The organism is Sporosarcina sp. FSL W7-1349 (assembly GCF_038003045.1).
Classification (GTDB): Bacteria; Bacillota; Bacilli; order Bacillales_A; family Planococcaceae; genus Sporosarcina.
In genome coordinates this window covers 1,322,063-1,346,145 of record NZ_JBBOOK010000001.1, presented here as the reverse complement: position 1 = coordinate 1,346,145, position 24,083 = coordinate 1,322,063, and the positions used below count along the sequence as shown (strand labels likewise).

The window sequence follows — 24,083 nt, the reverse complement described above, 5'->3', positions numbered from 1 at the left end:
GGATGATATACTAAAGAAAAAGTTTTAATTAGTGAGGGTACAACAATGACGACGACTACATATACACCGATGATCCAACAATATTTGCAAGTAAAGTCCGAGTATGAGGATGCTTTTTTATTTTTTCGGCTTGGTGATTTTTATGAAATGTTTTTCACGGATGCCCTAGAGGCGTCACAATTGCTTGAAATCACACTGACGAGCCGGGACGCGGGGAGCGAGGATCGGATTCCGATGTGCGGGATTCCGTATCATTCGGCAACGGGCTATATCGAGACGCTTGTGCGGAAAGGGCATAAGGTAGCAATCTGTGAGCAGACGGAGGATCCGAAGGCTGCAAAAGGAATCGTGAAGCGGGAAGTGGTGAAAGTGATCACGCCCGGCACGATGACGGAAGGGAAAACGATCGATGCGCATACGAACCACTTCATCGGGTCGGCGGATCAGATCAGCGATTCCCGTTACGCCCTGTCGTATTTGGATTTGGCCACCGGGGAAGGGAAGGCGGAGATTGTCGAGGGGGACGAGCGGTCATTAATTGCCGAAATCGGCGCTTTGGGGATGCGCGAAGTCGTCGTCGGCGAGAGTCTTCATCTGACGCTCGGCGATAGTATGGCGAAGCGGAACATCCTGCTGTCCGTAGAACATACCGGGGAAGAGCCGTCCGCAACAGACCTGTTCGACGGGCTCCCACCCGACACGTTTGATGCGTGTCAGATGCTCCTGTCGTATGTGAATCGGACGCAAAAGACGGCGCTTGACCATATTCGGCCGTTCGAATTCATTGAGAAACAAGCGAAGCTTTCGATTGATGCCAATTCGATGCGCAATTTGGAGCTCGTTCAGTCGATCCGGAACGGCACAAAGGAAGGGACGCTGTATTGGCTGTTGGATGAGACGGTGACGGCGATGGGTGCCCGTAAACTGAAAATGTGGATCCATCAGCCGCTTGCGAATCGCCGGGCGATTGAAAACCGATTGGATGCCGTGGCGGAGCTCATCGGGGAATTTTTTCTCCGCGATGAACTGAAGACCCATTTGCGTGAAGTGTACGACTTGGAGAGGCTATCTGGCCGGATTTCAATGGGCAGTGCGGGCGGCCGGGATTTGGCCCAACTGCGGAATTCCTTGCGATGCGTACCGGAAATTCAACGGAAATTGGAGGAGTCGGGACAGCCGATTCTCCGCCAGTTTGCGGGCCGGATCGATCCGTGCCAGGATGCGTTGGAATTATTGGAGGCTTCCATCGCGGAGAATCCGCCGATTTCCGTCAAGGAAGGCGGGGTCATCCGGGATGGGTTTGATGAAAAACTGGACAATTACCGGGACGCTTCGAAGAACGGCAAAGCGTGGCTTGCAGATCTGGAGCGACTGGAAAGAGAACGGACAGGCATCAAAACGTTGAAAATCGGGTATAACCGAGTATTCGGGTATTTTATTGAAATCACAAAGTCCAATATCCATTTAGCGGACCACGAGCGGTATGAGCGCAAGCAGACGCTCGCCAATGCCGAACGGTACATAACGCCTGAATTGAAGGAAAAAGAGGATTTGATTTTAAATGCGGAAGCGGATGGGCTGGAGCTCGAATATACGCTGTTCACGAAAGTAAGGGATGGGATGAAGCGCCATATCCGCCGGATCCAGCAGCTGGCCGGCGTATTAAGTGAACTGGATGTCCTGCTTGCGTTCGCAGAAGTGTCCGAAAAGCGCAATTTTACGAGACCGGCATTCCATGACGGCAAAGCGTTGGAAATCAAGAACGGCCGTCACCCTGTCGTTGAAAAGATGATGGATCATTCCCTATATGTGCCAAATAGCTGTAAGTTGAAGGAAGAGGCCAATATGCTTCTGATCACGGGACCGAATATGTCCGGGAAAAGTACGTATATGCGGCAAGTAGCATTGACGGTCGTCATGGCGCAGATCGGCTGTTATGTGCCTTGTGAAGAGGCGCTCCTGCCTGTCACCGACCAGATTTTCACGCGGATCGGGGCGGCGGATGATCTGGCGTCCGGCCAAAGTACGTTCATGATGGAAATGATGGAGTCGCAGCATGCCATTGCGAATGCGACGGAAAGGAGCCTGCTGTTATTCGATGAAATCGGACGAGGCACTTCCACATATGACGGCATGGCGCTCGCCCAGGCAATGATGGAGCATATCCATCATGAAATCGGAGCCAATACGTTATTTTCCACTCATTATCATGAACTGACCCAGTTGGATAAGGAACTGGATCGGTTGGAAAATGTTCATGTTGCGGCGATGGAGCAGGACGGGAAGGTCGTTTTCCTTCATAAAGTGATGGCCGGGGCGGCAGATAAAAGCTATGGGATCTATGTCGCCGATCTCGCAGGACTTCCGGCACCGTTGCTGGAGCGGGCAAAATATTTGCTCGACCATTTCGAACGGGAGGAACCGGTTCGGGAAAGCGAGCCGGAGCAACTGACATTCTTTGATCTGTCCCAAGAGGAGAAACCGGCATTGTCGGCCGAGGAGCAGGCGGTGCTCGATGGCATCAAACAAACCGATATTTTGAATATGACGCCGATGCAGGCGATGCAATTTGTTTATGAACTGAAGGAAAAGCTACAAACGTCGAAAGGGTGAGACTATGGACATTATCAAAGTGATGGACGACATGCTTTCCAATAAGATTGCGGCGGGAGAAGTTGTCGAGCGTCCGGCGTCCATCGTGAAAGAGCTTGTCGAGAATGCCATCGACGCCGGAAGCACCATCATTGAAATCACGTTGGAAGAAGCGGGACTGACGTTCATCCGGGTGACCGACAATGGCAAGGGGATGTCCCGCCAAGATGCGGTGCAGGCGTTCGAACGGCATGCGACGAGTAAAATCGATAATGAACATGATCTCTTCCGGATCCGGACACTTGGCTTTCGCGGGGAAGCGCTCGCGAGTATTGCGGCGGTGTCAAAAGTGGCGCTGTTCACCTCGGACGGGGAGACGACCGGTACGGAAGTCCAGTTGGATGGAGGCCGCCTGACGAAACATCAGGATGCGCCTTTCCGGAAAGGGACGGATATCACGGTTTCCCAGTTGTTCTTTAATACGCCCGCCCGATTGAAATATATGAAGACGATTCAGACGGAGCTCGGGCATACGATCGATTTGGTCAACCGCCTCGCGTTAAGCCATCCGGATATTTCATTCAAACTGGCGCATGCGAGCCAAGTGATCTTGCGGACGTCGGGAAACGGGGATCAACGCCGGGTGCTATCCGATGTGTACGGAATATCGGTCGCGAAGAAGATGATTCCGTTTGCCGGTAGCAACGCCGATTACAGCGTGCAGGGCTATGTCAGTCTGCCGGAGATGACGCGCGCGTCCCGCAATTATATGACGCTGATCGTCAATGGCAGATGGGTGAAGAGCCATCCCGTGAACCATGCCGTGCTTGACGCATTCCATACGTATTTGCCGATCGGCCGTTTTCCGATTGCCGTCATCAACATCGAGGGGGACCCGCTGCTGACTGATGTCAATGTGCATCCGGCCAAGCAGCATATCCGCATGAGCAAGGAAGGGGAATTGCTCGTCTTGCTGAAGGAAGCGATCCGGGAAGCCATCAAGAAACAGGTCATCGTCCCGGATGCCATCAAAAAGGAGCCGGTTGTTAAAAGGCATTCCGAGCAAGTGAATATTTGGGAGGATTTCCGCCCTGCCCGTACAGCTTCGGCTGTCGTCACGCAGACAATTCCGCAACCAACTGAAACGGCGGCCCCCCCAGAGGAACCGGCTATTATGGAGGTGGCCCGAGAGCTGGAAGAATCAACCCCTTGGGTGGTGAATGAAACAGCAAGCGCCTTGGAAACGGTCGAGGAACCCGCCGAACTTGAAGCGGAATCCGAACAAGATAAGAGGTTTCCGTCCCTCGTCCCGGTCGGGCAAGTGCATGGGACGTATATCATAGCGCAGAATGAAGATGGGTTCTTCATGATCGATCAACATGCCGCTCAAGAACGGATCAAATATGAATTTTTCAGGGATAAACTGGCCAAAGCTGAGAATGGGGAGCGTCAGTTATTATTGATCCCACTCATTTTCCATTACTCGGCGGATGAAAGGGCGAAAATCGAGGAAAACCGGGAGCATTTGGAAGAGGTCGGCATTTTCCTGGAGGAGTTCGGTCCGTCGTCATATGCCGTGAAGGAGTATCCTGCTTGGTTCCCGTCCGGGGAAGAGGCGGCGATCATCGAGGATATCATCGAGCAAGTGTTGAACACCCGGAAGATTGACATTGGGAAGCTCCGTGAAGAGGCGGCGATTCTCATGAGCTGCAAACGGTCCATCAAAGCGAACCACTACTTGACGATTGCCGATATGGAACGGCTGCTAGAGGATTTGGCCAAAGCCGAGAACCCGTATACTTGCCCGCACGGCAGACCGGTTCTCATCCATTTCACAACGTATGAAATCGAAAAGATGTTCAAACGCGTCATGTGACAACAAAAGCGGGAGGACGCTCGGAGCTGGACAGGGCACCCTAGCTTTGAAGCAGTAAATAAGGAGTGAGCGTATGTTTTCAGCTGTGCAACGGCCCCGAACCGCCCGTTTGATGGCCGATCATCAATTCGACCTGCTCGTCATCGGCGGAGGCATCACCGGGGCGGGGATTGCCTTGGATGCAGTGACTCGGGGATTATCGGTCGCTTTGGTCGAGATGCAGGACTTTGCCGCCGGAACATCGAGCCGCTCGACCAAGCTCATCCATGGCGGCTTGCGCTATTTGAAGCAATTGGAAGTGAAAATTGTAGCGGAGACCGGGCATGAACGGGATATCGTCTATCGGAATGCCCTTCATGTGACCGAGCCGGAGCGGATGCTTCTTCCATTTTACAAAGGCGGCACGTTTGGCAAATATATGACATCAGCGGGTTTATTCGTCTATGATCTGCTGGCTGGGGTAAAGAAGGACGAGCGCCGGGAAATGCTGACACCCGAAGAGACGCTTCTGATGGAGCCTTTGCTCAAACGGGATGGATTGTTGGGCGGAGGCCATTACGTCGAATACCGGACGGATGATGCCCGCTTGACGATCGAGACGATGAAAAAAGCGGCAGAACGAGGAGCGTTATGTCTGAATTACGCCAAAGCCGAACAGTTTATATATGACAGCGGCAAGGTGATCGGCGTGACGGTCCACGATTGCTGGGAAAGCCTGACGTTCCCCGTCCATGCGAGCGTCGTCGTGAATGCAACGGGGCCATGGGTTGATGAAGTGCGGGAAAAGGATGCCTATTCCAATGATAAGCGTCTGCGTTTATCGAAAGGGGTTCATCTGGTCATCGATCGGTCGGTGTTCCCTTTGCACCAAGCGATTTACTTCGATGCGCCGGACGGCCGGATGATCTTTGCCATCCCACGAGGGAACAAGGCATATATTGGCACAACGGACACGTTTTACGAAGGGGATCCCGCGAACCCGTTGGCGACGGAGGAAGATGTCCGTTATTTACTAGAAGCGATGCATCATCTCTTTCCCGAGGTTCCAATCAGGCGGACCGATGTGGAGTCGACATGGGCGGGCGTCCGGCCGCTAATATTCGAAGACGGCAAGGATCCGTCGGATATTTCGAGGAAAGACGAAGTATGGGAAGCGGATAGCAGGTTGATTACGATTGCGGGTGGCAAACTGACGGGCTACCGGAAAATGGCCGAGACTGTGGTGAACCGGGTCACAAAAAGGCTGCATGCGGCATCTGCCGGACCGTGCGTGACAGAGCATCTTCCATTGTCGGGCGGGAATTTCCGGGATGATCGGCATTACCGGGATTTCATTGAAATGAAAGGGAACGAAGCAGTCCAATTTGGGCTGTCACCCGAGGAAGGGCGTCGGCTGGCCGCGTTTTACGGGACCAATGTCGATCCGGTGTTCCTGTATGCTCATGCGTTGAAAAAGGAAGGGAGCGCGTTGCCGGTTTCATTGAAGGCGGAGATTTTCTATGCGATCCATCATGAAATGGTGTTAACGCCGTCCGATTTCTTCATCCGGCGGCACGGGGATCTGTACTTTCATATCGATCGGGTCAAAACTGTCAAAGAAGCAGCAACAGCCTTCATGGCACGGCTGCTCTCCTATTCGAAAGCCCAGGAGCACCGATTGCTGCAGGAGTTAAACCTTCATCTCGCGGAAGCGGAACTTAAGGGGGGAACGGATTGAATGAACTGCAAATAGCTGCTTCGGATGGGTTTTTGATTCATGCATTCGTCTTGGAACCGAAAGGGGTTCCGCGCGCGCATATTCACCTGATCCATGGCATGGCGGAGCATATCGACCGATACGAAGAGTTTGCAAACTACTTGGCGGGGCATGGGTATCTCGTTTCCGGACATGACCATCGGGGGCATGGCAGGACGGTCGATCAGAACGGCAAGCCGGGGCATTTGGCGGATGCAGATGGGTTCGCTCGTGCAGTGCAGGACAGTTACGAAGTGATCCACTCAATCCGGGTGCAATATCCGGCACCCCGTTTTGTTTTATTTGGCCATAGTATGGGGTCTTTCGTCGCGCGGCGCTACATCCAGCTGCATGGACCGGAAGTGGAATTGGCGATTCTGTCCGGGACGGGCGGGGATCCGGGGCTTGGCCGGGCAGCAGGGCAATTAGCGGCTTACTTGTCGGGGAAAAAGAGCGGTTTCGACGAGCCGAATCCTTTTGTCAACAAGCTCATCTTCGGCAGGTATAATAAAAACATCCCCGCTGCGATCTCGCCATTCGATTGGCTGTCGACGGATGCAGAGGCGGTGGAGTCGTATGTCAACGATCCGAAATGCGGCATCGTCCCGACTACCCGGTTCTTTGCTGATCTGTTCGATGGGCTTGCCGTCATCAATAAAGCGAATGAAATTGCCAAAGTCCCGAAAACGTTGCCGATCCTTCTCTTTTCGGGAGATGCTGATCCAGTAGGAGGCTATGGGAAAGGCGTGTGGGAAACTGCCCAGCAATACGATGATGCGGGAGTCCAAGATGTGACGGTCCTGCTGTTCGAGGGCAAGCGCCATGAGATGCTGCATGAAACGAACCGGCAGCAAGTGTTTGAACTAGTGGAGGAATGGATGAGAAAACATGAAAACTGAGTTGGATGTCTTGGCCATCGTCGGACCGACCGCTTCCGGCAAGACAGCGTTGAGCGTCGAGCTGGCGAAGCGGTTCGGCGGGGAAATCATTAATGGGGATTCCATGCAGGTATATAAAGGGCTCGATATCGGTACGGCCAAGATCACCTTTGAGGAAATGGATAGCGTGCCTCATCATTTATTTGATTTCAAAGAGCCGGATGAGCCGTTTTCGGTTGCCAATTATCAGAGAGCGGTGAGGGGTTGCATTGACGAGGTGCAGCAACGTGGGAAATTTCCGATCATCGTCGGCGGGACCGGATTGTATGTTCAGTCGGTCCTGTTCGATTTCCGATTCACGGAAGAGGCGGCCGATTTGGAAGTGCGGGAGCGGCTTGAGCGGGAACTGGAAGAGCAAGGTGCCGCCGCATTGTATGAACGGTTAGTTGCCGCTGATCCGGCAAGTGCAGAGAAGATCCACCCAAATAATCATCGACGGCTCATCCGGGCGCTTGAAATCATCGAAGTGACCGGGAAGACGAAGGCGGACCATGAGGATGATGCGGGGCGGGCTCCTTTGTACCGCCATTTGATCATCGGGCTTGATATGGACCGGGAGCTGTTATATGAACGTATCAATCTCCGGGTCGATTTGATGATGGAAAACGGGCTTCTCGATGAAGTGCGAAGTTTATGGGAGCAAGGAATCCGCGGAGTGCAGTCCGTGCAGGCGATCGGGTACAAGGAGTTATACAGTTATTTGGAAGGCGAGACTACGCTCGAAGCCGCTGTCGAAGCGATCAAGAAAAACACACGGAATTACGCCAAGCGACAATTGACGTATTTCCGCAACAAAATGGAAATCGCTTGGTTTGACGCAGAACAAGGGACAACGGAAATTCTAGAGAAAATATCTGAATTGATGAAGGATTTTGAAAGGTAGAAGCGAATTAAGTACAATAGGTAATAGAAATATAGGCTGGACAACGGGAGGATTCGACAAATGGCGCAAGGAAATATGCAGGATGTTTTTTTAAATTCGTTACGGAAAAACAATACATTTGTAACGGTATTCTTACTGAATGGATTTCAATTGAAAGGACTTATCAAATCGTATGATAATTACACGGTTCTGCTTGAATCAGACGGCAAACAGCAATTGATCTACAAACATGCGATTTCTACATACGTCCCATCCAAACCGGTCGTATTGAAAGAAGATGAATAAGGGGAAAAGCGGAATTGGGTCTGGTTGGTGCCCGGTTCCGTTTTTTGTATTTATTCCTTCTGCAGTTTTCCTTTCGGTAATTTGATTTGAAAAACGACCGACAGGATGCGCAATCCAGCGGTCACGATCAACAAGCAATAAAGAGCGAGATCGCTTTTGAATAGCCCCAGTCCAACAAGAAACCCGGCCAATGCGGCCCAGCTTGCGTAAATTTCATCTTTGAAGACGAGCGGCTTTCGGCCTGCCAGGATATCCCGCAAAACGCCGCCCCCCGAACCCGTCAACACTGCGGCTACGATGACCGCAAACAAGGACATGTCCAAATCGATGGCAAGCATGGCCCCCTGGATGGCGAACGCGCCGAGTCCGATCGCATCGAAATAGGAGCCCCACCGGTTCCAAGGGGACAGAACGTATTTGGAGAAAAAGAAAATGAGGACAATCAAGAACGTCGCCACAAAAAACAGGAAATGCTGGCTCCATAATACATCCACCGGCACGCCGATTAGCACATTCCGCATCGCACCCCCGCCAAAAGCAGTGATCATGCCCAATATATAGACACCCAAAAAATCATAATCCTCTTCCATTGCGACAATTGCCCCTGATATGGCAAATGCCGCAGCCCCGATAAAACTGAACACATCCCAAGCCAAAAGAGCCCCTCCATTCGAAAGCCCGGTCCATTAAGATTCTATTGTTTACAATATTGCATAATCTTCCTGTGGAGTAAAGCCGCATCTTGACCTCTGGCAAAGGACTGTTAAGATGGGAAAGAATACTTAAAAGAATGGGGAATATCAATATGCAAGTGGAACGATATGATGAATCACTTTGGGAACAAGCGGAAGCCATGGAACTGAAACTGGCTCCGTACTTCAAGACGATTGAACGAACTGCGTTTACCAATCAGCGGAAAGTGCTCGCCGCTTTCCGTCATAATAAAGTGAGCGATTTCCATCTGACCGGCTCGACTGGATATGGTTATGACGACAGCGGCCGGGATGTGTTGGAACGCGTGTATGCCGATGTATTCGGCGCAGAAGCTTGTCTCGTACGCAATCAGATCATCTCCGGAACGCATGCAATTTCCATCAGCCTGTTCGGTATTTTACGCCCCGGCGATGAACTGCTGTACATTACAGGAAAACCGTACGACACGTTGGAGTCGATCGTATCCGGGAAAGGGAAGGATACCGGCTCGCTTGCCGACTATGGGATCGGCTATCGCCATATCGATTTGCTGGAAGATGGCTCTGTCGACTTTGATCAAGTGGCGACGAGTATCAAGCCGACTACGAAAATGATTGGCATACAGCGCTCGAAAGGATATTCGGACCGCCCTTCCTTCACCGTTGGACAGATTGAAGAAATGGTGCGTTTTGTGAAAGACATCCATCCGGAAGTGATCGTCTTCGTCGATAATTGCTACGGCGAATTTGTCGAGGAGCAGGAGCCGACCGAGGTCGGAGCAGACTTGATGGCGGGCTCTCTCATTAAAAACCCGGGTGGGGGATTGGCACGCACCGGCGGATACATCGCAGGCAAAGCAGATCTTGTGGAAAAATGTGCATACCGGATGACGTCGCCTGGGCTCGGAGCGGAAGCGGGTGCTTCGCTTGATACGCTATTGGAAATGTATCAGGGTTTCTTCCTAGCGCCTCATGTCGTGAGCCAAGCGCTAAAAGGGGCTTTATTCACGGCTGCGTTGTTGGAAAGCTACGGCATGCGGACGACGCCCCATTATTCGGAGAAACGGACCGATTTGATCCAATCGGTGTCGTTTGATACGGCGAAGCAGATGATTGCATTTTGCCAAACGATCCAAGAGAACTCGCCAATTGATGCGCATTTTGCGCCGGAGCCGTCCTATATGCCGGGCTACGCTGACGATGTCATCATGGCGGCCGGCACTTTCATCCAAGGTTCCAGCATCGAATTGACCGCAGACGGCCCGATCCGTCCCCCATATACGGCGTACGTCCAAGGTGGATTGACGTATGAGCATGTGAAAGCCGCAGTGCTGGCCTCGACATGGAAGCTGGTTCAAGGGAACTTGCTAGGGTAGTAAGCGTTGGAGGGGGGACTGACATGACTCGTGCGAACTGTCGTGGAGAAAGTTGGAACTGTCATGGCAATCGGCCGAACTGTCATGGCTAACATGGATACTATCATACCCCCTTCTCCCCCCTTCAACCAAAAAAGAGCTGCCTACTACGCCATTTAAGCGTAGGGCAGCTCTTTTTACATTCAATGAATCATACGATAAACGCCGACGACTTTTCCAAGGATGGTGACATTGTTAACGATGATCGGATCCATGGAAGGGTTCTCCGGTTGAAGGCGGAAATAGTCTTTCTCTTTAAAGAACCGTTTGACCGTGGCTTCGTCTTCATCCGTCATGGCAACGACGATTTCGCCGTTCTGGGCTGTTTGCTGTTGCTTGACGACGACATGATCCCCGTTCAAGATTCCCGCGTCAATCATACTTTCCCCGACAATCTCCAGCATGAACAGGTTATCTTCGCTCGTGCCGAATGATTCAGGAAGGGGGAAATACTCCTCAATGTTTTCCACAGCAGTGATCGGAAGCCCCGCTGTAACTTTCCCGACAAGCGGAACATGAAGCACTCCCGGTTTCATCGCATCGAGCCCTTCCGGATCGAGCACTTCAATCGCGCGCGGTTTCGTAGGGTCCCGGCGGATATACCCTTTGCTTTCCAGCCTTGCCAAATGGCCATGGACAGTAGAACTGGATGCAAGGCCGACCGCTTCCCCGATTTCACGAACGGATGGCGGGTACCCTTTCGCTCTGACTTCATCTTTAATGAAAGTCAAAATATCCTCTTGCCTCTTTGAAATCTTCTTCAAATCATTCACCTCTCAACTAACAATCTAGTAAATTATAGGTTTTCTTAATTTCCAGTATAACAGGTGTTCGGCTAATAAGCAAACGCAAGTTCGAAAAAAGAGGTTGACAAGTACGAGTGTATGTTCGTATAATGAGAACAAGTATTCCGAACTTATATTCGTACGGGGGGATTTTTAACATGGCTTTCATTAAAAACAACTCTTATATCATACTTATTTTTGCTATTTGTATCGGTGCGACATTGGTGGGAACGTATAAAATGGCGAAAGAGCAGTCTTATACGGAAATCACCATTACGGAAGGCGACACGCTTTGGGGACTTTCATCTGTCTATTCAACTGATGATATGCCGAGGGACCAATGGATACGGGAAGTGATCGCGATGAATGATCTTTCGAATGACATGATCGTGAAAGGCGATACGCTGCGCCTGCCTGTCGGGGAAGTGGACTTGCCTCATATAGGAAAACATCAGATGGCGGGGATCGGACAATGAGCCTGGACGTGAAAACATGCGTTATTTATTGCCGTGTCAGCACGGAAAAAGACACTCAGGAAATGTCGTTGAGCCGGCAGAAAGAGGAATTGGAGGCGTTAGCCGGACAACTGGGCTTCCAAATGATAGAGGCGTTTGTCGACAAGCATAGCGGGTATGATATAGAAAGGGAAGGCTTGCTGCAACTCCTCGACTATGTGCGTGATGAAGGGATCGATGCCGTCCTTGTCCAGGATGAGACGAGGCTGGGCCGGGGGAATGCGCGGATGGCCATCCTGCACTTGCTGGCTAAGACGGATACCGCCATATATTCGCATCACGATAACGGTCCCATCGCTCTCAATGAAATGGATACGATGCTTCTGGAGATTTTGTCGATTGTCGAAGAGTATCAGCGCAAGCTCCATAACGCAAAGATCCGACGAGGGATGCAACGCGCGGTCCGGGAAGGGTATCGACCGGAACGAAATTTGAAAAACAGGGGTAATATGGAGGGGCGAGAAAGAATCGAGGTCCCGATTGGCGAGATTGTGGCGTTGCGTGAAAAAGGGCTGACATACGAAGAGATAACAGGCGTTTTGAAAGGATTAGGCCATGACATCAGCAAGGCGACGGTCCATCGGAGATATAAAGAGTATGAGCTAGGGCGCGAAGGCTAATTGATTGCACTTTCCGCCCAATTTGTATACGTTTCTCTTAAGCTCATATTTGGATGGAGGAACAGTCATGCTTTCAGAAGAGAAAATCAAACGGATCAATGAATTATCTAAAAAATCGAAGACAACCGGGCTTTCAATCGAAGAAGCGAAAGAACAGACCCAATTGCGGAAAGAGTATTTGGAAACCTTCCGTTCCACTATGAGGGATACCATTGAACATGTGAAAGTAATTGATCCAGAGGGCAATGACGTGACACCTGAAAAAGTGAAACGCGTCCGTGACGGCAAATATCTCAATTGACATGCGAAAGTATTTTGTCAATTGTATTTATGCCGCCCTTTGTCTAAAATGGAAGGTGTAGAAAATAGATGGAACGGGAAAGGATGTACTTTGCATGACCCAACAGATTGACCAATTAGCAATTGATACAATACGGACGCTTTCGATCGATGCAATCGAGAAGGCGAACTCCGGGCACCCCGGCTTGCCGATGGGCGCGGCTCCAATGGCCTATACACTATGGACAAAACATATGCACCATAACCCTTCAAACCCGGACTGGTTTAACCGCGATCGGTTTGTCCTATCCGCAGGGCATGGGTCCATGTTGCTTTATAGTTTGCTTCATCTTGCCGGTTACGGCCTTCCTATGGAAGAAATCAAAAACTTCCGCCAGTGGGGATCCAAAACCCCGGGGCACCCGGAATACGGGCACACTGTCGGAGTGGAAGCGACAACGGGCCCGCTTGGACAAGGGATTGGCATGGCAGTCGGGATGGCCATGGCGGAAAAACACCTGGCTGCTACCTATAACCAACCCGGCTTCGATATCGTCGACCATCATACGTACGCCCTTTGCGGAGATGGCGACTTGATGGAAGGTGTTGCGTCGGAAGCCATTTCACTGGCGGGTCATCTACAGCTGGATAAATTGATCGTCCTCTATGACAGCAATGATATTTCACTCGATGGAGATCTCCAAATGGCGTTTTCGGAAAATATCCAGAAACGTTTTGAATCATACGGGTGGAATTATTTGCGTGTGGAAGACGGCAATAATATCGGGTTGATTTCCAAAGCAATTGAAGATGCGAAGAAGAATTCCGGTGGACCGACGATCATCGAAGTGAAGACGGTCATCGGGTACGGATCGCCGAACCGGGCTGGCAAAGCCGATGCACACGGCATGCCGCTTGGGGAAGATGAGATGAAATTGACGAAGGAATATTACAAATGGACGTTTGAAGAGGACTTTCATGTTCCAGACGGCGTCTATGAAACATTCCAAGAAGCCGCCGAGAAGCTGGGCGTGCAAAAGGAACAGCAGTGGAACGAACTGTTCGAGCAATACGAGTCGAAGCACGCAGAGCTCGCACAGCAATTGAAAGATGCGATTGCCGGGAAGCTGCCGGAAGGCTTTGAACAAGCTCTTCCTTCTTATGAAACGGGTACATCGCATGCGACACGGTCTTCCTCCGGGGATGCCATTAATGCGATTGCTAAAGTGCTCCCTTCCTTCTTCGGTGGAAGCGCAGACCTTGCCGGGTCGAATAAAACGACGATTAAAGGCGCTGGAGATTTCCTCCCTGGCGATTACGCAGGGCGGAATATATGGTTTGGTGTCCGTGAATTCGCAATGGGCGCCGCTCTGAACGGAATGGCTCTCCACGGAGGCCTTCATGTGTTCGGCGGTACGTTCTTCGTCTTCAGTGACTACGTCCGTCCGGCAATCCGGCTATCCGCCCTGATGGGCGTTCCGGTAACGTATGTCTTCACTCATGACAGCGTGGCTGTCGGGGAAGATGGCCCGACTCATGAGCCGATTGAGCACTTGGCTTCTTTGCGGGCTATGCCGGGACTATCCGTTATCCGTCCGGCAGATGCGAACGAGACAATTGCCGCTTGGAACGTGGCCGTTACTTCGGAAAACCGTCCGACCGTCCTCGTGCTGTCGCGCCAAAACTTGAAAGTTCTGCCGACAACAGCGGAATCCGCGATGGACGGCGTGCAAAAAGGCGCTTATGTCGTCTCACCTGCTACGAAGGAACAGGCGGATGCTATCCTGATTGCAACTGGCTCTGAAGTGAATCTTGCCGTATCCGCTCAGGAACAACTCCGGGAAGAAGGAATCGATGCTTCAGTCGTTTCTATGCCGTCTTGGGATCTGTTCGAGCAGCAGGATGAAGCCTATAAGCAATCGATCCTTCCGAAAGAAGTGAAGGCTCGCCTGGCGATTGAAATGGGTTCTTCTCTCGGCTGGCATAAGTATACAGGCGACGCCGGTGATGTCTTGGCCATCGATACGTTCGGTGCGAGCGCGCCAGGCAATACTGTCATCCGCGAGTATGGATTTACCGAAGAGAATGTCGTCGCCAAAGTAAAATCATTGGTCCAACGCTAATCCACAGCTAAAATAAGGATCTTGCCTTGACTGGCAGATTCTAAGAATTCAATAATTGTTTGAGGACTCTTCGACGGATCTCGACATAGTCGGTTCCGTCGGGAGAGCTCTGTTAGAAGTGTCATGGGCTGTTCTGTATACCCGGGAATTTGGTTTACGGAACAGCCTTTTTATTCCTTTGTCGATTGTCGAACATTTCCGACAATAATAGAGTCATTCCTTTCCGCAAACTGACAACCTTTTCATGCAGCATCGTGTAAGCTTCAAATAGGAGGTGGATGTCATGAGATCGTACGGCATTTACAGAGTGAAAGAAAGGTATCAATCGTATATTATCGGACGAGAACGGCAATTGTATGATCTTCTGAAAAAAGATGGACGGCGGGCAGTGGATCAACAGCAGATCCATTACTTGTGCGAACACTTGGAAGAGGAGTTGATTGACAGCGCTATCATTTCCAATTTGGAAAGGGGATTTACGACAATGGAGCAGATGGACGGCGCATATCGCCTGACCCATCCGGTGAAAGGGTCGATTTCCATTACCTTGTCGTCTCATGCCCTTCATGTGAATTGCGATGGATCCCGGATGCTCGATTTGGATCTGTTCGTGGCGTTGTCCGCATCAGATGACCGTTTCTTCGCTATTATGGATGATCGTCGGGAATGGGGCTGGCTGAAGCCGGTCAAGACCGCAGATTTTGGTTTCGGGGGCGAAACGGTATCCTTATGAACAATTGCATAGAAGACCTACAAGAAGAGGCCACCGGTACGCAACCAAGCGGAGGAGGCTCTTTTTTTTATTTAAATGAATCCGCCTCTCGCCTATTTGTTCCAGCGGTAAGATGATTGTCCCGATCCGCTCCAACATTTGCAATCTGGTCATTGCCATTCGTGCCGGATATGGGGTATAATCCTTGATGGTAGCGTATATGCGAATTGCTGAAGTGAAGGAGGTATAGCGGATGAATCCAGTATGGTGGATCCTATTGATCATCGTCGCGCTAATTGGTGGTGTAGCTCTTGGGTTTTTCATTGCCCGTCGATATATGATGAAATATTTGCAAGATAACCCGCCAATCAATGAAGAGATGTTACGGATGATGATGATGCAGATGGGCCAAAAGCCTTCACAAAAGAAGATTAATCAAATGATGAATCAGATGAACAAAATCAGCAATAAAAAATAAAGGAATCCCGTTCTGCCGAGTAGGCGGGACAGTTCTGTAAAAAGCACAACCTTTTGGGGGTTGATTTGGATAGGGATTCCCAACGAACCGCTTTTTCTGTAGGATGTTCACACAGGAGAGGTGGTTTTTTGTTTCATCTCTATCCGACGGGATTGGAATTACCGACGGATGGGTTGGCGGAAAGGGGGAAGATGTCATGCGAAAGTATATCGGGGAACTGGCGCTGCTCGTGACGGCCATCATTTGGGGGAGCGGTTTTGTGGCGAGCGCGGTGGCGTTGGAGCATTATACCCCTTATCAAATCCTGGCGGCTCGATTTTTCATCGGCGCCCTCTTGTTAGGTGTGGTGTTTGCTAAGAAATTAAAGGGAATCCGAAAAAGCACTTTGTTGAAAGGGGCCGCTCTTGGATTTTTCCTCTATGTGGCGTTTGCACTTCAAACGGTCGGCTTGCAATATACGACGCCGTCGAAAAATGCCTTCCTCACGGCAGTCAATGTAGTCATCGTCCCGTTTCTCGGTTGGTTGATCTATAAGCGGAAAATTGACTGGTATGAACTGTCTGGGGCTGTGTTGGCTTTGATTGGGGTGGCTTTGCTTTCTTTGCAATTTTCGGCAGAGGTCAATGTCGGGGATGTGCTGACACTCTTTTGTGCCGTCGGGTTCGCTTTTCATATCTTTTTCACGGCGCGGTTTGTCAAGGAGGAAGATCCTGTCTTGTTGACACTTCTCCAAATGGCGACTGCATCGGTGATCGGCTTCGTTGTCGTCCTGTTCCGTGGGGAGACAGGATTTTCCATGGATCCGAACGGGGCCTTGCCACTGTTGTATTTGGCGGTTTTCTCGACGACGCTTGCGTTTTTATTGCAGACGATCGCCCAAAAGTTTATATCCGACACGAAGGCGGCAATCATCCTGGCGACCGAGTCGTTTTGGGGAATGGTGTTTTCCGTCATCCTCCTAAGCGAAGTGCTGACGCTGAAGATGCTGCTTGGCGCGTGTTTCATCCTGACCGCCATTTTGTTGTCCGAGACAAAGCCCGGATTTTTGAAAAAGAAACAGATAGAGAAGATTACGTAATACATATTAAAAGCGGGGAAATTGGAAAGGTGGGTTCCCAATGTCAATTGATAACTGTACATGGTTTACCGTCGCTCTTTTATATGAATCCGTTCATGAAGGGCAACCGGTGCGGGTGGATGCCGATTATAATGCGACGATGAAAACTTATGAAGAGAGCCATATTTTAGTGAAAGCCTCATCGTCGGAGGAAGCTTGCATTCTCGGCGAGCAACTTGGGAAGGACAATGAGCAGTCCTATGAGAACCAATACGGGGAAACCGTCCATTGGAAACTTGTCAAAGTGCTGGACTGCTTTGAACTGCTGGATGACGATATCGAAATGGGGATGGAAGTCTACTCACGTTTCCTTGTGACAACGAAGGATCAGAGCACGGAAGAAGTAATGGATCGCTTTTTCCAAGATTGAAATGAAAAACGCTGTTGGGCACTTGGTCAACAGCGTTTTTCATATGGAGAAAATCCGAATTGAACTAAAAACGTGCGCACGGTCTCTTCATAAGCTTCTGGATTGTCATTAAATGATTTGGCATGTGCTCCTTTTTCGAACAGCTTTAGCATCTTATCGCCTTGTTTCAACTCGTAGAGCTCTTCGGACATGGCCGGAAGGATGAAATCGTCTTCCAGACTGTGGATGAAGAGGGCGGGTTTCGTCATATTTCCGACCACTTCCCTTGGCGAGACAAGCTTCGACGTATAGCCGTCGCGGACACGTAAGAAAAGGTTTGCGATCCGCAGGGCCATCGTCGTCCGAATCGGTGTGTTCTGACGTAAAATATGTAGGATTTGCTCCGAAAAATCCGAGAAAGGGCAATCCAACACGTGGAAGTCTGCTTCGTCTTCAAACGTCCCTGCATACAAAATCGTAGTGGCGGCTCCCATCGATTCGCCGTGGATGCCAAGCAAGGCGTCCGGCCCGATTCGTTTCCGCACGGCATGGACAATCGCCCGCAAATCGATCTTTTCGTAGAAGCCGAAACTAGTCGTCTTTCCGCCGGAATCTCCATGCCGTCGATGGTCGTATACAATGGAATTAAAACCGAGGCGCTCAAATAGTCGGGCATATTTCATGGAATTGATCTTATTCTCCGTGACGCCGTGGCAAATAATGACGGTCCGATCCGTATCGAGCGGTTTCAGATAGACCGCCCGCAGCCGGTAGCCGATCGGTGAATCAATCCATAATTCCTCTTTTCGGACGGTTTCATACCATTTTTCGTCGAACCGCTTCGCCAACGTTTCCCTCTTCAAAATCACTTCTTGGTCCTTCATTTTAATGAACATCAACCGATTCGTCGCGACAATGCCGAACAAGGTCGCGATGGCAGCAAACACGCCTGAAATGACGCCGCTTATATAAAGGATGCGCCGTTTCAATCAATTCAACCTCCTATAGCTGGTCGTTGACAAACAATCTGTACATCCCGGTTTCGATCGGGCGCGAAACATGCGGTGCGATGAGCGCTACCGCTTCACAGACCTGTTTCACATCGACGCCCGTCTTAATGCCGAGCGTATCGAGCAGGTGGACGACATCTTCTGTCGCGACATTGCCCGTGGCTCCCGGTGCGAAAGGACAGCCCCCGAGTCCGCCCGCAGACGTATCGAACCGGTCGACGCCTGCTTGCAACGCCGCATAAATATTAGCAATGGCCATTTTCCGCGTATCGTGGAAATGGGCCGTAATGAGAACGTTAGGTAGCTCCTCTTTCAATCGTGAAAACAGCGCATAACTTTCCTGCGGATTCGCCTTGCCGATCGTGTCTGCCACACTGAGCTCGTCTGCCCCCATCGAGACGAACCGTTTGCAGAGCGACACGACATCCTCTATATCCATCTTTCCCTCATATGGACAATAAAACGCAGTGGAAATGCAGGCGCGCACAAAAATATTATCCTGTTTCAATTTCACGATGACCGGTTCCAGCGCATCCAGCGCTTCTTCGGTCGACCGATTGATATTCTTTTTGTTGAATGAATTGCTCACCCCTACGAAAACAGCGACGCTTTGCGCATCCGCCTCCAATGCGAGTTCCGCGCCTTTAGCATTTGGCGCCAAGACGAACTGCCGTCCGACACGCGGTGTTTCCGCAACAATCTCTTTGGCGTCCGCCATTTGCGGCACCCACTTCGGCGATACAAATGAAGTGAGCTCCATTTCCTGGATGCCCGCTTGCTGCAGCGCCTTGATAAACCCCAGTTTTTCCTGTGTTTCGACAAATTTCTTCTCGTTTTGTAGACCATCCCGAGGTCCCACCTCGATAATTGTCACATTGTTTGGTAAAATGAACATACCATCCCTCCTCAATTCTATTGTACTGAAGGGATGCTAGTAGAATCAATGGATTCATCCAAAATAAGGGGGAAAAGAAAGTGTCAACAGAAGTGGTTATCGTTAGTGCGGTCAGATCGCCGATCGGGTCATTCCTGGGCTCGTTGAAAGATGTATCTGCACCTGAACTTGGGGCAATTGTGATTAAAGAAGCGTTAGCGCGTGCAGGAGTGGAACCGGAACATGTCGATGAAGTCATAATGGGGAATGTACTTCAAGCGGGCCTCGGCCAGAATCCGGCGCGGCAAGCGTCCATGAAAGCGGGACTTCCGGAAACTGTCCCTTCCATGACGATCAATAAAGTGTGCGGATCCGGATTGAAAGCTGTCCATTTAGCGAGACAGGCAATTGTGGCAGGAGATGCGGAAATCGTCGTGGCGGGCGGCATGGAGAACATGAGCCAGGCGCCGTACTTGGTGAAAAATGTGCGGGATGGCTTCAAGATGGGGGATCAAAAAGTCGTCGACAGCATGATTACAGACGGATTATGGTGTGCATTCAATGATTATCATATGGGGATCACGGCGGAAAATCTATGCGATCGCTACTCGATTACGCGTGAGGAGCAGGACGAGTTCGCTGCGCGTTCGCAAGCGAATGCGGCAGCTGCCATCGAGGCAGGCCGTTTCGAAGACGAAATTGTGCCGATCGAAATTCCGCAGCGGAAAGGCGAGCCGATCATTTTTGATACAGATGAGTATGTGAAAGCGAGTTCGACCGCTGAGAAGCTCGGCAAACTGCGTCCTGCATTCAAGAAGGATGGCAGTGTCACAGCCGGCAACGCTTCCGGCATCAATGACGGAGCCGCTGCATTTGTCATCATGTCCAAAGCGAAAGCGGACGAGCTTGGCCTGACGCCGCTTGCGACGATTGCAGCGAACGCGGGAGCAGGCGTAGATCCGTCCGTCATGGGAATCGGCCCGGTCCAAGCGGTGAAAAATGTATTGACGAAGGCGGATATGGAGTTGGCGGACATCGATCTTGTGGAAGCGAACGAAGCGTTTGCGGCCCAGTCGCTCGCAGTCGACCGTGAACTCGGTTTCGATCATTCAAAATTGAATGTCAACGGGGGTGCCATTGCGCTCGGTCACCCGATCGGGGCAAGCGGTGCACGGATCTTGGTGACACTGCTTCATGAGATGAAGCGCCGTGACGCCAAAACGGGCCTTGCTACGCTGTGCATCGGCGGAGGGCAAGGAGTCGCAACGATTGTAAAACGTCCATGAAGGTAGGCAGGTGAAGAAAAGAAATGGCGAAGAAACGTAAACAAGCCGCCACTCCCAACAAGCGTGTCAATAGCGGGGAACTCACGTTATCGGACGCGCTCAACGAGGATATGCTTGCCAAGCTGAAAGCGGCGAAGCAGGAACTCTCCGCAGCCGAACAAGCAAAGGAGGAGGAGCGCCAAGCCCGCCTCTTGCAGGAACGGAAAGAACGGGAGAAGAATAAAAGTTTCGCGGAGTTGCTCGATGAATACGGAGATCACGGATCGAAATATTGATCGGATTTGCACTGGCCTTGCGCCGGTGCTTTTTTTGTGAGGAAAGTGAGACGGAACTTACCGTCAGCATGCCAGTTGCAATGGCTGGTTCTGAAACATTTCGGTAATCAAGTCGTTATGTTATAGAGGGAGGGTTGCTCTTTGGATATCGGTTGGAATGTGTATGTCTTTTTATTTATTCTTCTTTATTTAGGTTATTTCTGGTGGATTGATGTCATGCATAGCAGCTTTAATGGACTCAGCATAACAGCTGTTGTACTGCCTGTTGTGTTATTAATCCTGCTATATAGGTATCGCAGGAAAGGGGCGAATTGGACTGCACCTTTTGCCTTTATCTTATGTTTATCGCTTGGTGTCGGTGCTTTCGGTCAATTGTGGCTGCATGAAGCAGAATCCCGCTTCACGATGGACAAGTGGGCAGCAGAGCCGAGGGAACGCGTTTGGATGGTAGATGATATGCTGTCGCAATATGATTTGATCGGAATGGATGTGTTATCGATAGAAAGAATCCTTGGTAAAGAATCGGACACGTCTTATTTCGAAGCGCCTGGACAATTGGTGTATTATCTTGGCAATGAGCGTGGGCTGATTTCGATTGATAGCGAGTGGCTTGTCATCAATCTGGATGAAGAAGAGATCGCAACAGATGTACGAATCATGCGTGATTGACTTCTCACTGAAGCAGTCAAGAAAAAACGCCGGTCCGCTACGAGGCGGGCCAGCGTTTGTTTCATTTCTGGGCCAATTGCTGTTGTGCGAGCTTAATCATTTCTTTTACCATATTGCCGCCGATCGGTCCGCCGATTTTGCCGGCTTGTTCTGCGGTTAGTTTTCCGTTATAGCCGCGGGTTAAGGGGATCCCCAGTTCCTCGGCGATTTCAAATTTGGCTCCGTCCGGGTCGTCGACTTGATACCCTTTTGCCTGCATGACGTCCTGTTTCAATTGATTCAACGCAGGGCGGGCTTCTGGCACTAAAATGCGGTTATTATTAGCCATTTTCATTCCTCCTTTGTTGTTAGTTTGTCCGGAAGATCGGGATTCAGTACTTGGGAAATAGTAGACAGTGGAATCGTCCTGCATGCTATCATTATGATATGGAGTTCCAGGAGTATCATCGGGCACTTTGCCAGCTGTCAAGCCATTATTGGATACATTTTTGTTGTTGTTTTGTAATTATTTCAGTTTAAAAAAAGAAGTGAATTAGGGTAAAGGGTAATGATGAATTGTTTTGTGAGATAGGGAATGGATGAGTTCCGCCTCTCTAATTGAAAGAATAGGCGATTTATAATATACTACAAATTAGAACCATTGAACTACTTTTTGCTGAATTGAATATGACTAATAGTCTAGTTTTGTACTTTTTTGAATTAAGGGGGGTTCCTTATGAATCAAAATATCCTTTTTCGTAATAACGTGAACATCACGGGCAAAGGGACAAAGGCGATGATATTCGCGCCGGGATTCGGATGTGATCAGAATATGTGGAGGTTGGTAGCCCCGTTTTTCGAAGAACATTTTCGTGTCATCCTTTTCGATTATGTCGGTTCGGGGAAATCGGATTACAATGCGTACTCTCCCAGTAGATATAGTGATTTGAACGGATATGCACAGGATGTACTCGATATATGCGCTGCGCTTGAGTTGAAAGAAGCGGTGTTCGTTGGACATTCGGTGGGCTGTATGATTGGCATGCTTGCTTCCATTCAAGAACCCCATCGATTCGAGCAACTAGTCATGATTGGGCCATCTCCTTGTTATTTGAATGATCATCCGGATTATTTTGGTGGATTTGAAAAAGAGGATCTGGATGCGTTGATCGATATGATGGAGATGAATTATATCGGTTGGGCGAATTACCTTTCGCAAATCATTATGAAAAATCCGGATCGGCCGGAGCTTTCGCAAGAATTGGAGGAGAGCTTTTGCTCTACGGATCCAACCGTTGCTCGTCAATTTGCGATTGCGACCTTCTTCTCCGATAATCGGGAAGATATAGAGAAAGTGGAGGTACCGTCCCTCATCCTTCAATGTTCCGAGGATGCCGTTGCTCCAATTGAGGTGGGAAGATATATGCATCGCACTCTTTCGGATAGTACGTTTCGCTTAATGGGTGCGACGGGACATTGCCCTCATATGAGCCATCCGGAGGAAACGATCCGATTGATTCATGATTATTTGACAACTTCAACTGCGGGATTCCAGTCGAATGGATGAACAATTAAACGTTGCGCCATGTGGCTATATATCACTTGATGACGAAGGGATCATTCAGGAAATCAATGAAACATTGCTTCGGCTGCTCGGTTACCATCATCAGGAGATTCAAGGACAGCACATCAACCTCATTTTGCCGACCGCAAGCCGGTCCTTTTACCAGCTCTACTTTTTTCCGATGATCCGGATGCAAAATAAGGTAGAAGAGATGTATATGGTGCTTAAAGAAAAGTCGGGACAAGAAATCCCCGTTCTCCTGAATGCGTTGCGAAATGAGCGGGATGGGAAGGTGTTCAATGATTGCGTATGTGTTCCGATGAAGCGGCGGCATGAGTATGAGCAGGCTCTTCTTGCTATTAAAAAGGAAACGGATGCGCGCAACCGGATGAAGAAGAAACAAATAGTCGAGTTGGATCTCCTGCGGCATGAATTGGAATCCAAGCAGAAGGAATTACTGGATCTGAATGAAAAACTACAGCAGTTGGCCGATACGGATGGACTGACCGGGCTCAAAAATAGACGGTACTTGCACGAACAACTGACTTCCTATATCGCATTATACGCAGGCCGATCCCAGCCACTCTCCCTCTTGCTGATCGATATTGATTACTTTAAAAATATTAATGATACTTTTGGGCATATGATGGGCGACAGAGTGTTGCAGGAATTTGGACGCCTTTTAAAGGAAGAAACTAGGAACAACGATATTGTCGCCCGTTATGGGGGAGAAGAATTCGCAATGATTCTTCCAAATACCGATCGATCAGAGGCCATGAAAATAGCCGAGAGAATCCGTTCCCATGTCGAAAAAGCCAATTGGGGGACGCCGCCTATCACGATCAGTATAGGGGTGGCGACGAATATGTCAGGCGATAGCGGAACTGTTTTGCAATCAAAAGCAGATCGCGCCCTCTATGCGTCCAAAGATCGGGGCCGCAATCGGGTCACCCATGCCGGCGAGTTGTTATGATCGTCGTGATGGTGGGAATCGAAGTAGATGTCTCAAGTTCTTATTAAAACAAATAGAAT

At 50.1% G+C, this 24,083-nt stretch carries 25 protein-coding genes; 20 read left to right on the top strand and 5 right to left on the bottom strand.

Annotation, left to right across the window (positions count from 1 at the left end):
• Positions 1-45: 45 nt before the first annotated feature.
• The 6 genes from mutS (at position 46) to hfq (ending at position 8,309) form a co-directional block, all read left to right on the top strand.
• Positions 46-2,613 (top strand): DNA mismatch repair protein MutS, encoded by a 2,568-nt coding sequence (gene mutS / locus MKY41_RS06730; RefSeq protein WP_340744306.1) that lies wholly within the window; start codon positions 46-48, stop codon positions 2,611-2,613.
• A 4-nt stretch (positions 2,614-2,617) separates the two neighbouring features.
• Entirely contained in the window at positions 2,618-4,468 is a 1,851-nt protein-coding gene (gene mutL, locus MKY41_RS06725; RefSeq protein ID WP_340744305.1) for a DNA mismatch repair endonuclease MutL, read from the top strand.
• A 73-nt stretch (positions 4,469-4,541) separates the two neighbouring features.
• Positions 4,542-6,185, top strand: coding sequence for a glycerol-3-phosphate dehydrogenase/oxidase (locus MKY41_RS06720; protein WP_340744304.1), 1,644 nt, complete (start codon positions 4,542-4,544; stop codon positions 6,183-6,185).
• Positions 6,182-7,102 carry an alpha/beta hydrolase gene (locus tag MKY41_RS06715; RefSeq protein ID WP_340744303.1) on the top strand — a complete coding sequence of 307 codons (921 nt, stop codon included), beginning with the start codon at positions 6,182-6,184 and terminating at the stop codon, positions 7,100-7,102. The genes MKY41_RS06720 and MKY41_RS06715 overlap by 4 nt, the downstream gene beginning before the upstream one ends.
• Positions 7,092-8,024 (top strand): tRNA (adenosine(37)-N6)-dimethylallyltransferase MiaA, encoded by a 933-nt coding sequence (miaA, locus tag MKY41_RS06710; RefSeq protein ID WP_340744302.1) that lies wholly within the window; start codon positions 7,092-7,094, stop codon positions 8,022-8,024. Before MKY41_RS06715 ends, miaA begins: the two co-directional genes overlap by 11 nt.
• A 60-nt stretch (positions 8,025-8,084) precedes the next feature.
• The gene (gene hfq, locus MKY41_RS06705; protein WP_041074209.1) at positions 8,085-8,309 is read left to right on the top strand and encodes an RNA chaperone Hfq; all 225 of its coding nucleotides are present in this window, start codon (positions 8,085-8,087) and stop codon (positions 8,307-8,309) included.
• Positions 8,310-8,359: 50 nt separating this feature from the next.
• Here hfq and MKY41_RS06700 read toward each other — a convergent pair whose 3' ends face one another.
• On the bottom strand, positions 8,360-8,965 hold the full coding sequence (locus tag MKY41_RS06700; RefSeq protein WP_340744301.1) for a trimeric intracellular cation channel family protein: 606 nt from the start codon (positions 8,963-8,965) through the stop codon (positions 8,360-8,362).
• Between the two features lie 197 nt (positions 8,966-9,162).
• Here MKY41_RS06700 and MKY41_RS06695 point away from each other — a divergent pair, with 197 nt between their 5' ends.
• A complete protein-coding gene (locus MKY41_RS06695; RefSeq protein ID WP_445683324.1) occupies positions 9,163-10,377 on the top strand; it encodes a methionine gamma-lyase family protein in 1,215 nt (404 codons plus the stop codon).
• Positions 10,378-10,559: 182 nt separating this feature from the next.
• Here the strand turns inward: MKY41_RS06695 and lexA are convergent, their stop codons facing one another.
• Positions 10,560-11,180: a transcriptional repressor LexA gene (gene lexA / locus MKY41_RS06690; RefSeq protein ID WP_340744299.1), complete on the bottom strand. Its 621-nt coding sequence runs from the start codon at positions 11,178-11,180 to the stop codon at positions 10,560-10,562.
• Between the two features lie 179 nt (positions 11,181-11,359).
• Between lexA and yneA the strand changes: the two genes are divergently transcribed.
• From yneA to MKY41_RS06650, 8 genes are all read left to right on the top strand, one after another.
• The gene (yneA, locus tag MKY41_RS06685; RefSeq protein WP_340744298.1) at positions 11,360-11,677 is read left to right on the top strand and encodes a cell division suppressor protein YneA; all 318 of its coding nucleotides are present in this window, start codon (positions 11,360-11,362) and stop codon (positions 11,675-11,677) included.
• Complete coding sequence (locus tag MKY41_RS06680) at positions 11,674-12,336, top strand: YneB family resolvase-like protein (protein ID WP_340744297.1); 663 nt, start codon at positions 11,674-11,676, stop codon at positions 12,334-12,336. The genes yneA and MKY41_RS06680 overlap by 4 nt, the downstream gene beginning before the upstream one ends.
• Positions 12,337-12,403: 67 nt before the next feature.
• On the top strand, positions 12,404-12,637 hold the full coding sequence (locus MKY41_RS06675; RefSeq protein WP_041074218.1) for a DUF896 domain-containing protein: 234 nt from the start codon (positions 12,404-12,406) through the stop codon (positions 12,635-12,637).
• 94 nt (positions 12,638-12,731) lie between these two features.
• Positions 12,732-14,738 (top strand): transketolase, encoded by a 2,007-nt coding sequence (gene tkt, locus MKY41_RS06670; RefSeq protein ID WP_340744296.1) that lies wholly within the window; start codon positions 12,732-12,734, stop codon positions 14,736-14,738.
• Between the two features lie 283 nt (positions 14,739-15,021).
• Positions 15,022-15,471: a sporulation inhibitor of replication protein SirA gene (gene sirA / locus MKY41_RS06665; protein ID WP_052483981.1), complete on the top strand. Its 450-nt coding sequence runs from the start codon at positions 15,022-15,024 to the stop codon at positions 15,469-15,471.
• Between the two features lie 232 nt (positions 15,472-15,703).
• A complete protein-coding gene (locus MKY41_RS06660) occupies positions 15,704-15,928 on the top strand; it encodes a YneF family protein (protein ID WP_340744295.1) in 225 nt (74 codons plus the stop codon).
• Positions 15,929-16,124: 196 nt separating this feature from the next.
• Positions 16,125-17,006: a DMT family transporter gene (locus MKY41_RS06655; protein ID WP_340744294.1), complete on the top strand. Its 882-nt coding sequence runs from the start codon at positions 16,125-16,127 to the stop codon at positions 17,004-17,006.
• Between the two features lie 40 nt (positions 17,007-17,046).
• Positions 17,047-17,415 carry a DUF4288 domain-containing protein gene (locus MKY41_RS06650; protein WP_340744293.1) on the top strand — a complete coding sequence of 123 codons (369 nt, stop codon included), beginning with the start codon at positions 17,047-17,049 and terminating at the stop codon, positions 17,413-17,415.
• A gap of 26 nt (positions 17,416-17,441) precedes the next feature.
• Here MKY41_RS06650 and MKY41_RS06645 read toward each other — a convergent pair whose 3' ends face one another.
• Positions 17,442-18,383: an alpha/beta hydrolase gene (locus tag MKY41_RS06645; protein ID WP_340744292.1), complete on the bottom strand. Its 942-nt coding sequence runs from the start codon at positions 18,381-18,383 to the stop codon at positions 17,442-17,444.
• 13 nt (positions 18,384-18,396) lie between these two features.
• Positions 18,397-19,299, bottom strand: coding sequence for a hydroxymethylglutaryl-CoA lyase (locus tag MKY41_RS06640; protein WP_340744291.1), 903 nt, complete (start codon positions 19,297-19,299; stop codon positions 18,397-18,399).
• Positions 19,300-19,379: 80 nt separating this feature from the next.
• On the opposite strand from MKY41_RS06640, the gene MKY41_RS06635 reads away from it, so the two are divergent.
• The 3 genes from MKY41_RS06635 to MKY41_RS06625 all read left to right on the top strand — a co-directional run bounded on the left by MKY41_RS06635 (position 19,380) and on the right by MKY41_RS06625 (position 21,508).
• Positions 19,380-20,564 (top strand): acetyl-CoA C-acetyltransferase, encoded by a 1,185-nt coding sequence (locus MKY41_RS06635; protein ID WP_340744290.1) that lies wholly within the window; start codon positions 19,380-19,382, stop codon positions 20,562-20,564.
• Positions 20,565-20,587: 23 nt separating this feature from the next.
• Entirely contained in the window at positions 20,588-20,839 is a 252-nt protein-coding gene (locus tag MKY41_RS06630) for a YqkE family protein (protein ID WP_340744289.1), read from the top strand.
• 141 nt (positions 20,840-20,980) lie between these two features.
• The gene (locus MKY41_RS06625; protein WP_340744288.1) at positions 20,981-21,508 is read left to right on the top strand and encodes a hypothetical protein; all 528 of its coding nucleotides are present in this window, start codon (positions 20,981-20,983) and stop codon (positions 21,506-21,508) included.
• A 61-nt stretch (positions 21,509-21,569) separates the two neighbouring features.
• Here the strand turns inward: MKY41_RS06625 and MKY41_RS06620 are convergent, their stop codons facing one another.
• Positions 21,570-21,836, bottom strand: coding sequence for an alpha/beta-type small acid-soluble spore protein (locus tag MKY41_RS06620; RefSeq protein WP_340744287.1), 267 nt, complete (start codon positions 21,834-21,836; stop codon positions 21,570-21,572).
• 387 nt (positions 21,837-22,223) lie between these two features.
• Between MKY41_RS06620 and MKY41_RS06615 the strand changes: the two genes are divergently transcribed.
• Together MKY41_RS06615 and MKY41_RS06610 are read left to right on the top strand one after the other, a co-directional pair.
• Complete coding sequence (locus MKY41_RS06615; protein WP_340744286.1) at positions 22,224-23,054, top strand: alpha/beta fold hydrolase; 831 nt, start codon at positions 22,224-22,226, stop codon at positions 23,052-23,054.
• On the top strand, positions 23,047-24,024 hold the full coding sequence (locus tag MKY41_RS06610; RefSeq protein WP_340744285.1) for a sensor domain-containing diguanylate cyclase: 978 nt from the start codon (positions 23,047-23,049) through the stop codon (positions 24,022-24,024). Before MKY41_RS06615 ends, MKY41_RS06610 begins: the two co-directional genes overlap by 8 nt.
• The last annotated feature ends 59 nt before the right edge of the window (positions 24,025-24,083 follow it).

Coding starts and splice junctions, on each gene's coding strand:
- mutS (WP_340744306.1), top strand. CDS start 46: ATGACGACGACTACATATACACCGATGATCCAACAATATTTGCAAGTA.
- mutL (WP_340744305.1), top strand. CDS start 2,618: ATGGACATTATCAAAGTGATGGACGACATGCTTTCCAATAAGATTGCG.
- MKY41_RS06720 (WP_340744304.1), top strand. CDS start 4,542: ATGTTTTCAGCTGTGCAACGGCCCCGAACCGCCCGTTTGATGGCCGAT.
- miaA (WP_340744302.1), top strand. CDS start 7,092: ATGAAAACTGAGTTGGATGTCTTGGCCATCGTCGGACCGACCGCTTCC.
- hfq (WP_041074209.1), top strand. CDS start 8,085: ATGGCGCAAGGAAATATGCAGGATGTTTTTTTAAATTCGTTACGGAAA.
- MKY41_RS06695 (WP_445683324.1), top strand. CDS start 9,163: ATGGAACTGAAACTGGCTCCGTACTTCAAGACGATTGAACGAACTGCG.
- yneA (WP_340744298.1), top strand. CDS start 11,360: ATGGCTTTCATTAAAAACAACTCTTATATCATACTTATTTTTGCTATT.
- MKY41_RS06680 (WP_340744297.1), top strand. CDS start 11,674: ATGAGCCTGGACGTGAAAACATGCGTTATTTATTGCCGTGTCAGCACG.
- MKY41_RS06675 (WP_041074218.1), top strand. CDS start 12,404: ATGCTTTCAGAAGAGAAAATCAAACGGATCAATGAATTATCTAAAAAA.
- tkt (WP_340744296.1), top strand. CDS start 12,732: ATGACCCAACAGATTGACCAATTAGCAATTGATACAATACGGACGCTT.
- sirA (WP_052483981.1), top strand. CDS start 15,022: ATGAGATCGTACGGCATTTACAGAGTGAAAGAAAGGTATCAATCGTAT.
- MKY41_RS06660 (WP_340744295.1), top strand. CDS start 15,704: ATGAATCCAGTATGGTGGATCCTATTGATCATCGTCGCGCTAATTGGT.
- MKY41_RS06655 (WP_340744294.1), top strand. CDS start 16,125: ATGCGAAAGTATATCGGGGAACTGGCGCTGCTCGTGACGGCCATCATT.
- MKY41_RS06650 (WP_340744293.1), top strand. CDS start 17,047: ATGTCAATTGATAACTGTACATGGTTTACCGTCGCTCTTTTATATGAA.
- MKY41_RS06640 (WP_340744291.1), bottom strand. CDS start 19,299: ATGTTCATTTTACCAAACAATGTGACAATTATCGAGGTGGGACCTCGG.
- MKY41_RS06630 (WP_340744289.1), top strand. CDS start 20,588: ATGGCGAAGAAACGTAAACAAGCCGCCACTCCCAACAAGCGTGTCAAT.
- MKY41_RS06620 (WP_340744287.1), bottom strand. CDS start 21,836: ATGGCTAATAATAACCGCATTTTAGTGCCAGAAGCCCGCCCTGCGTTG.
- MKY41_RS06615 (WP_340744286.1), top strand. CDS start 22,224: ATGAATCAAAATATCCTTTTTCGTAATAACGTGAACATCACGGGCAAA.
- MKY41_RS06610 (WP_340744285.1), top strand. CDS start 23,047: ATGGATGAACAATTAAACGTTGCGCCATGTGGCTATATATCACTTGAT.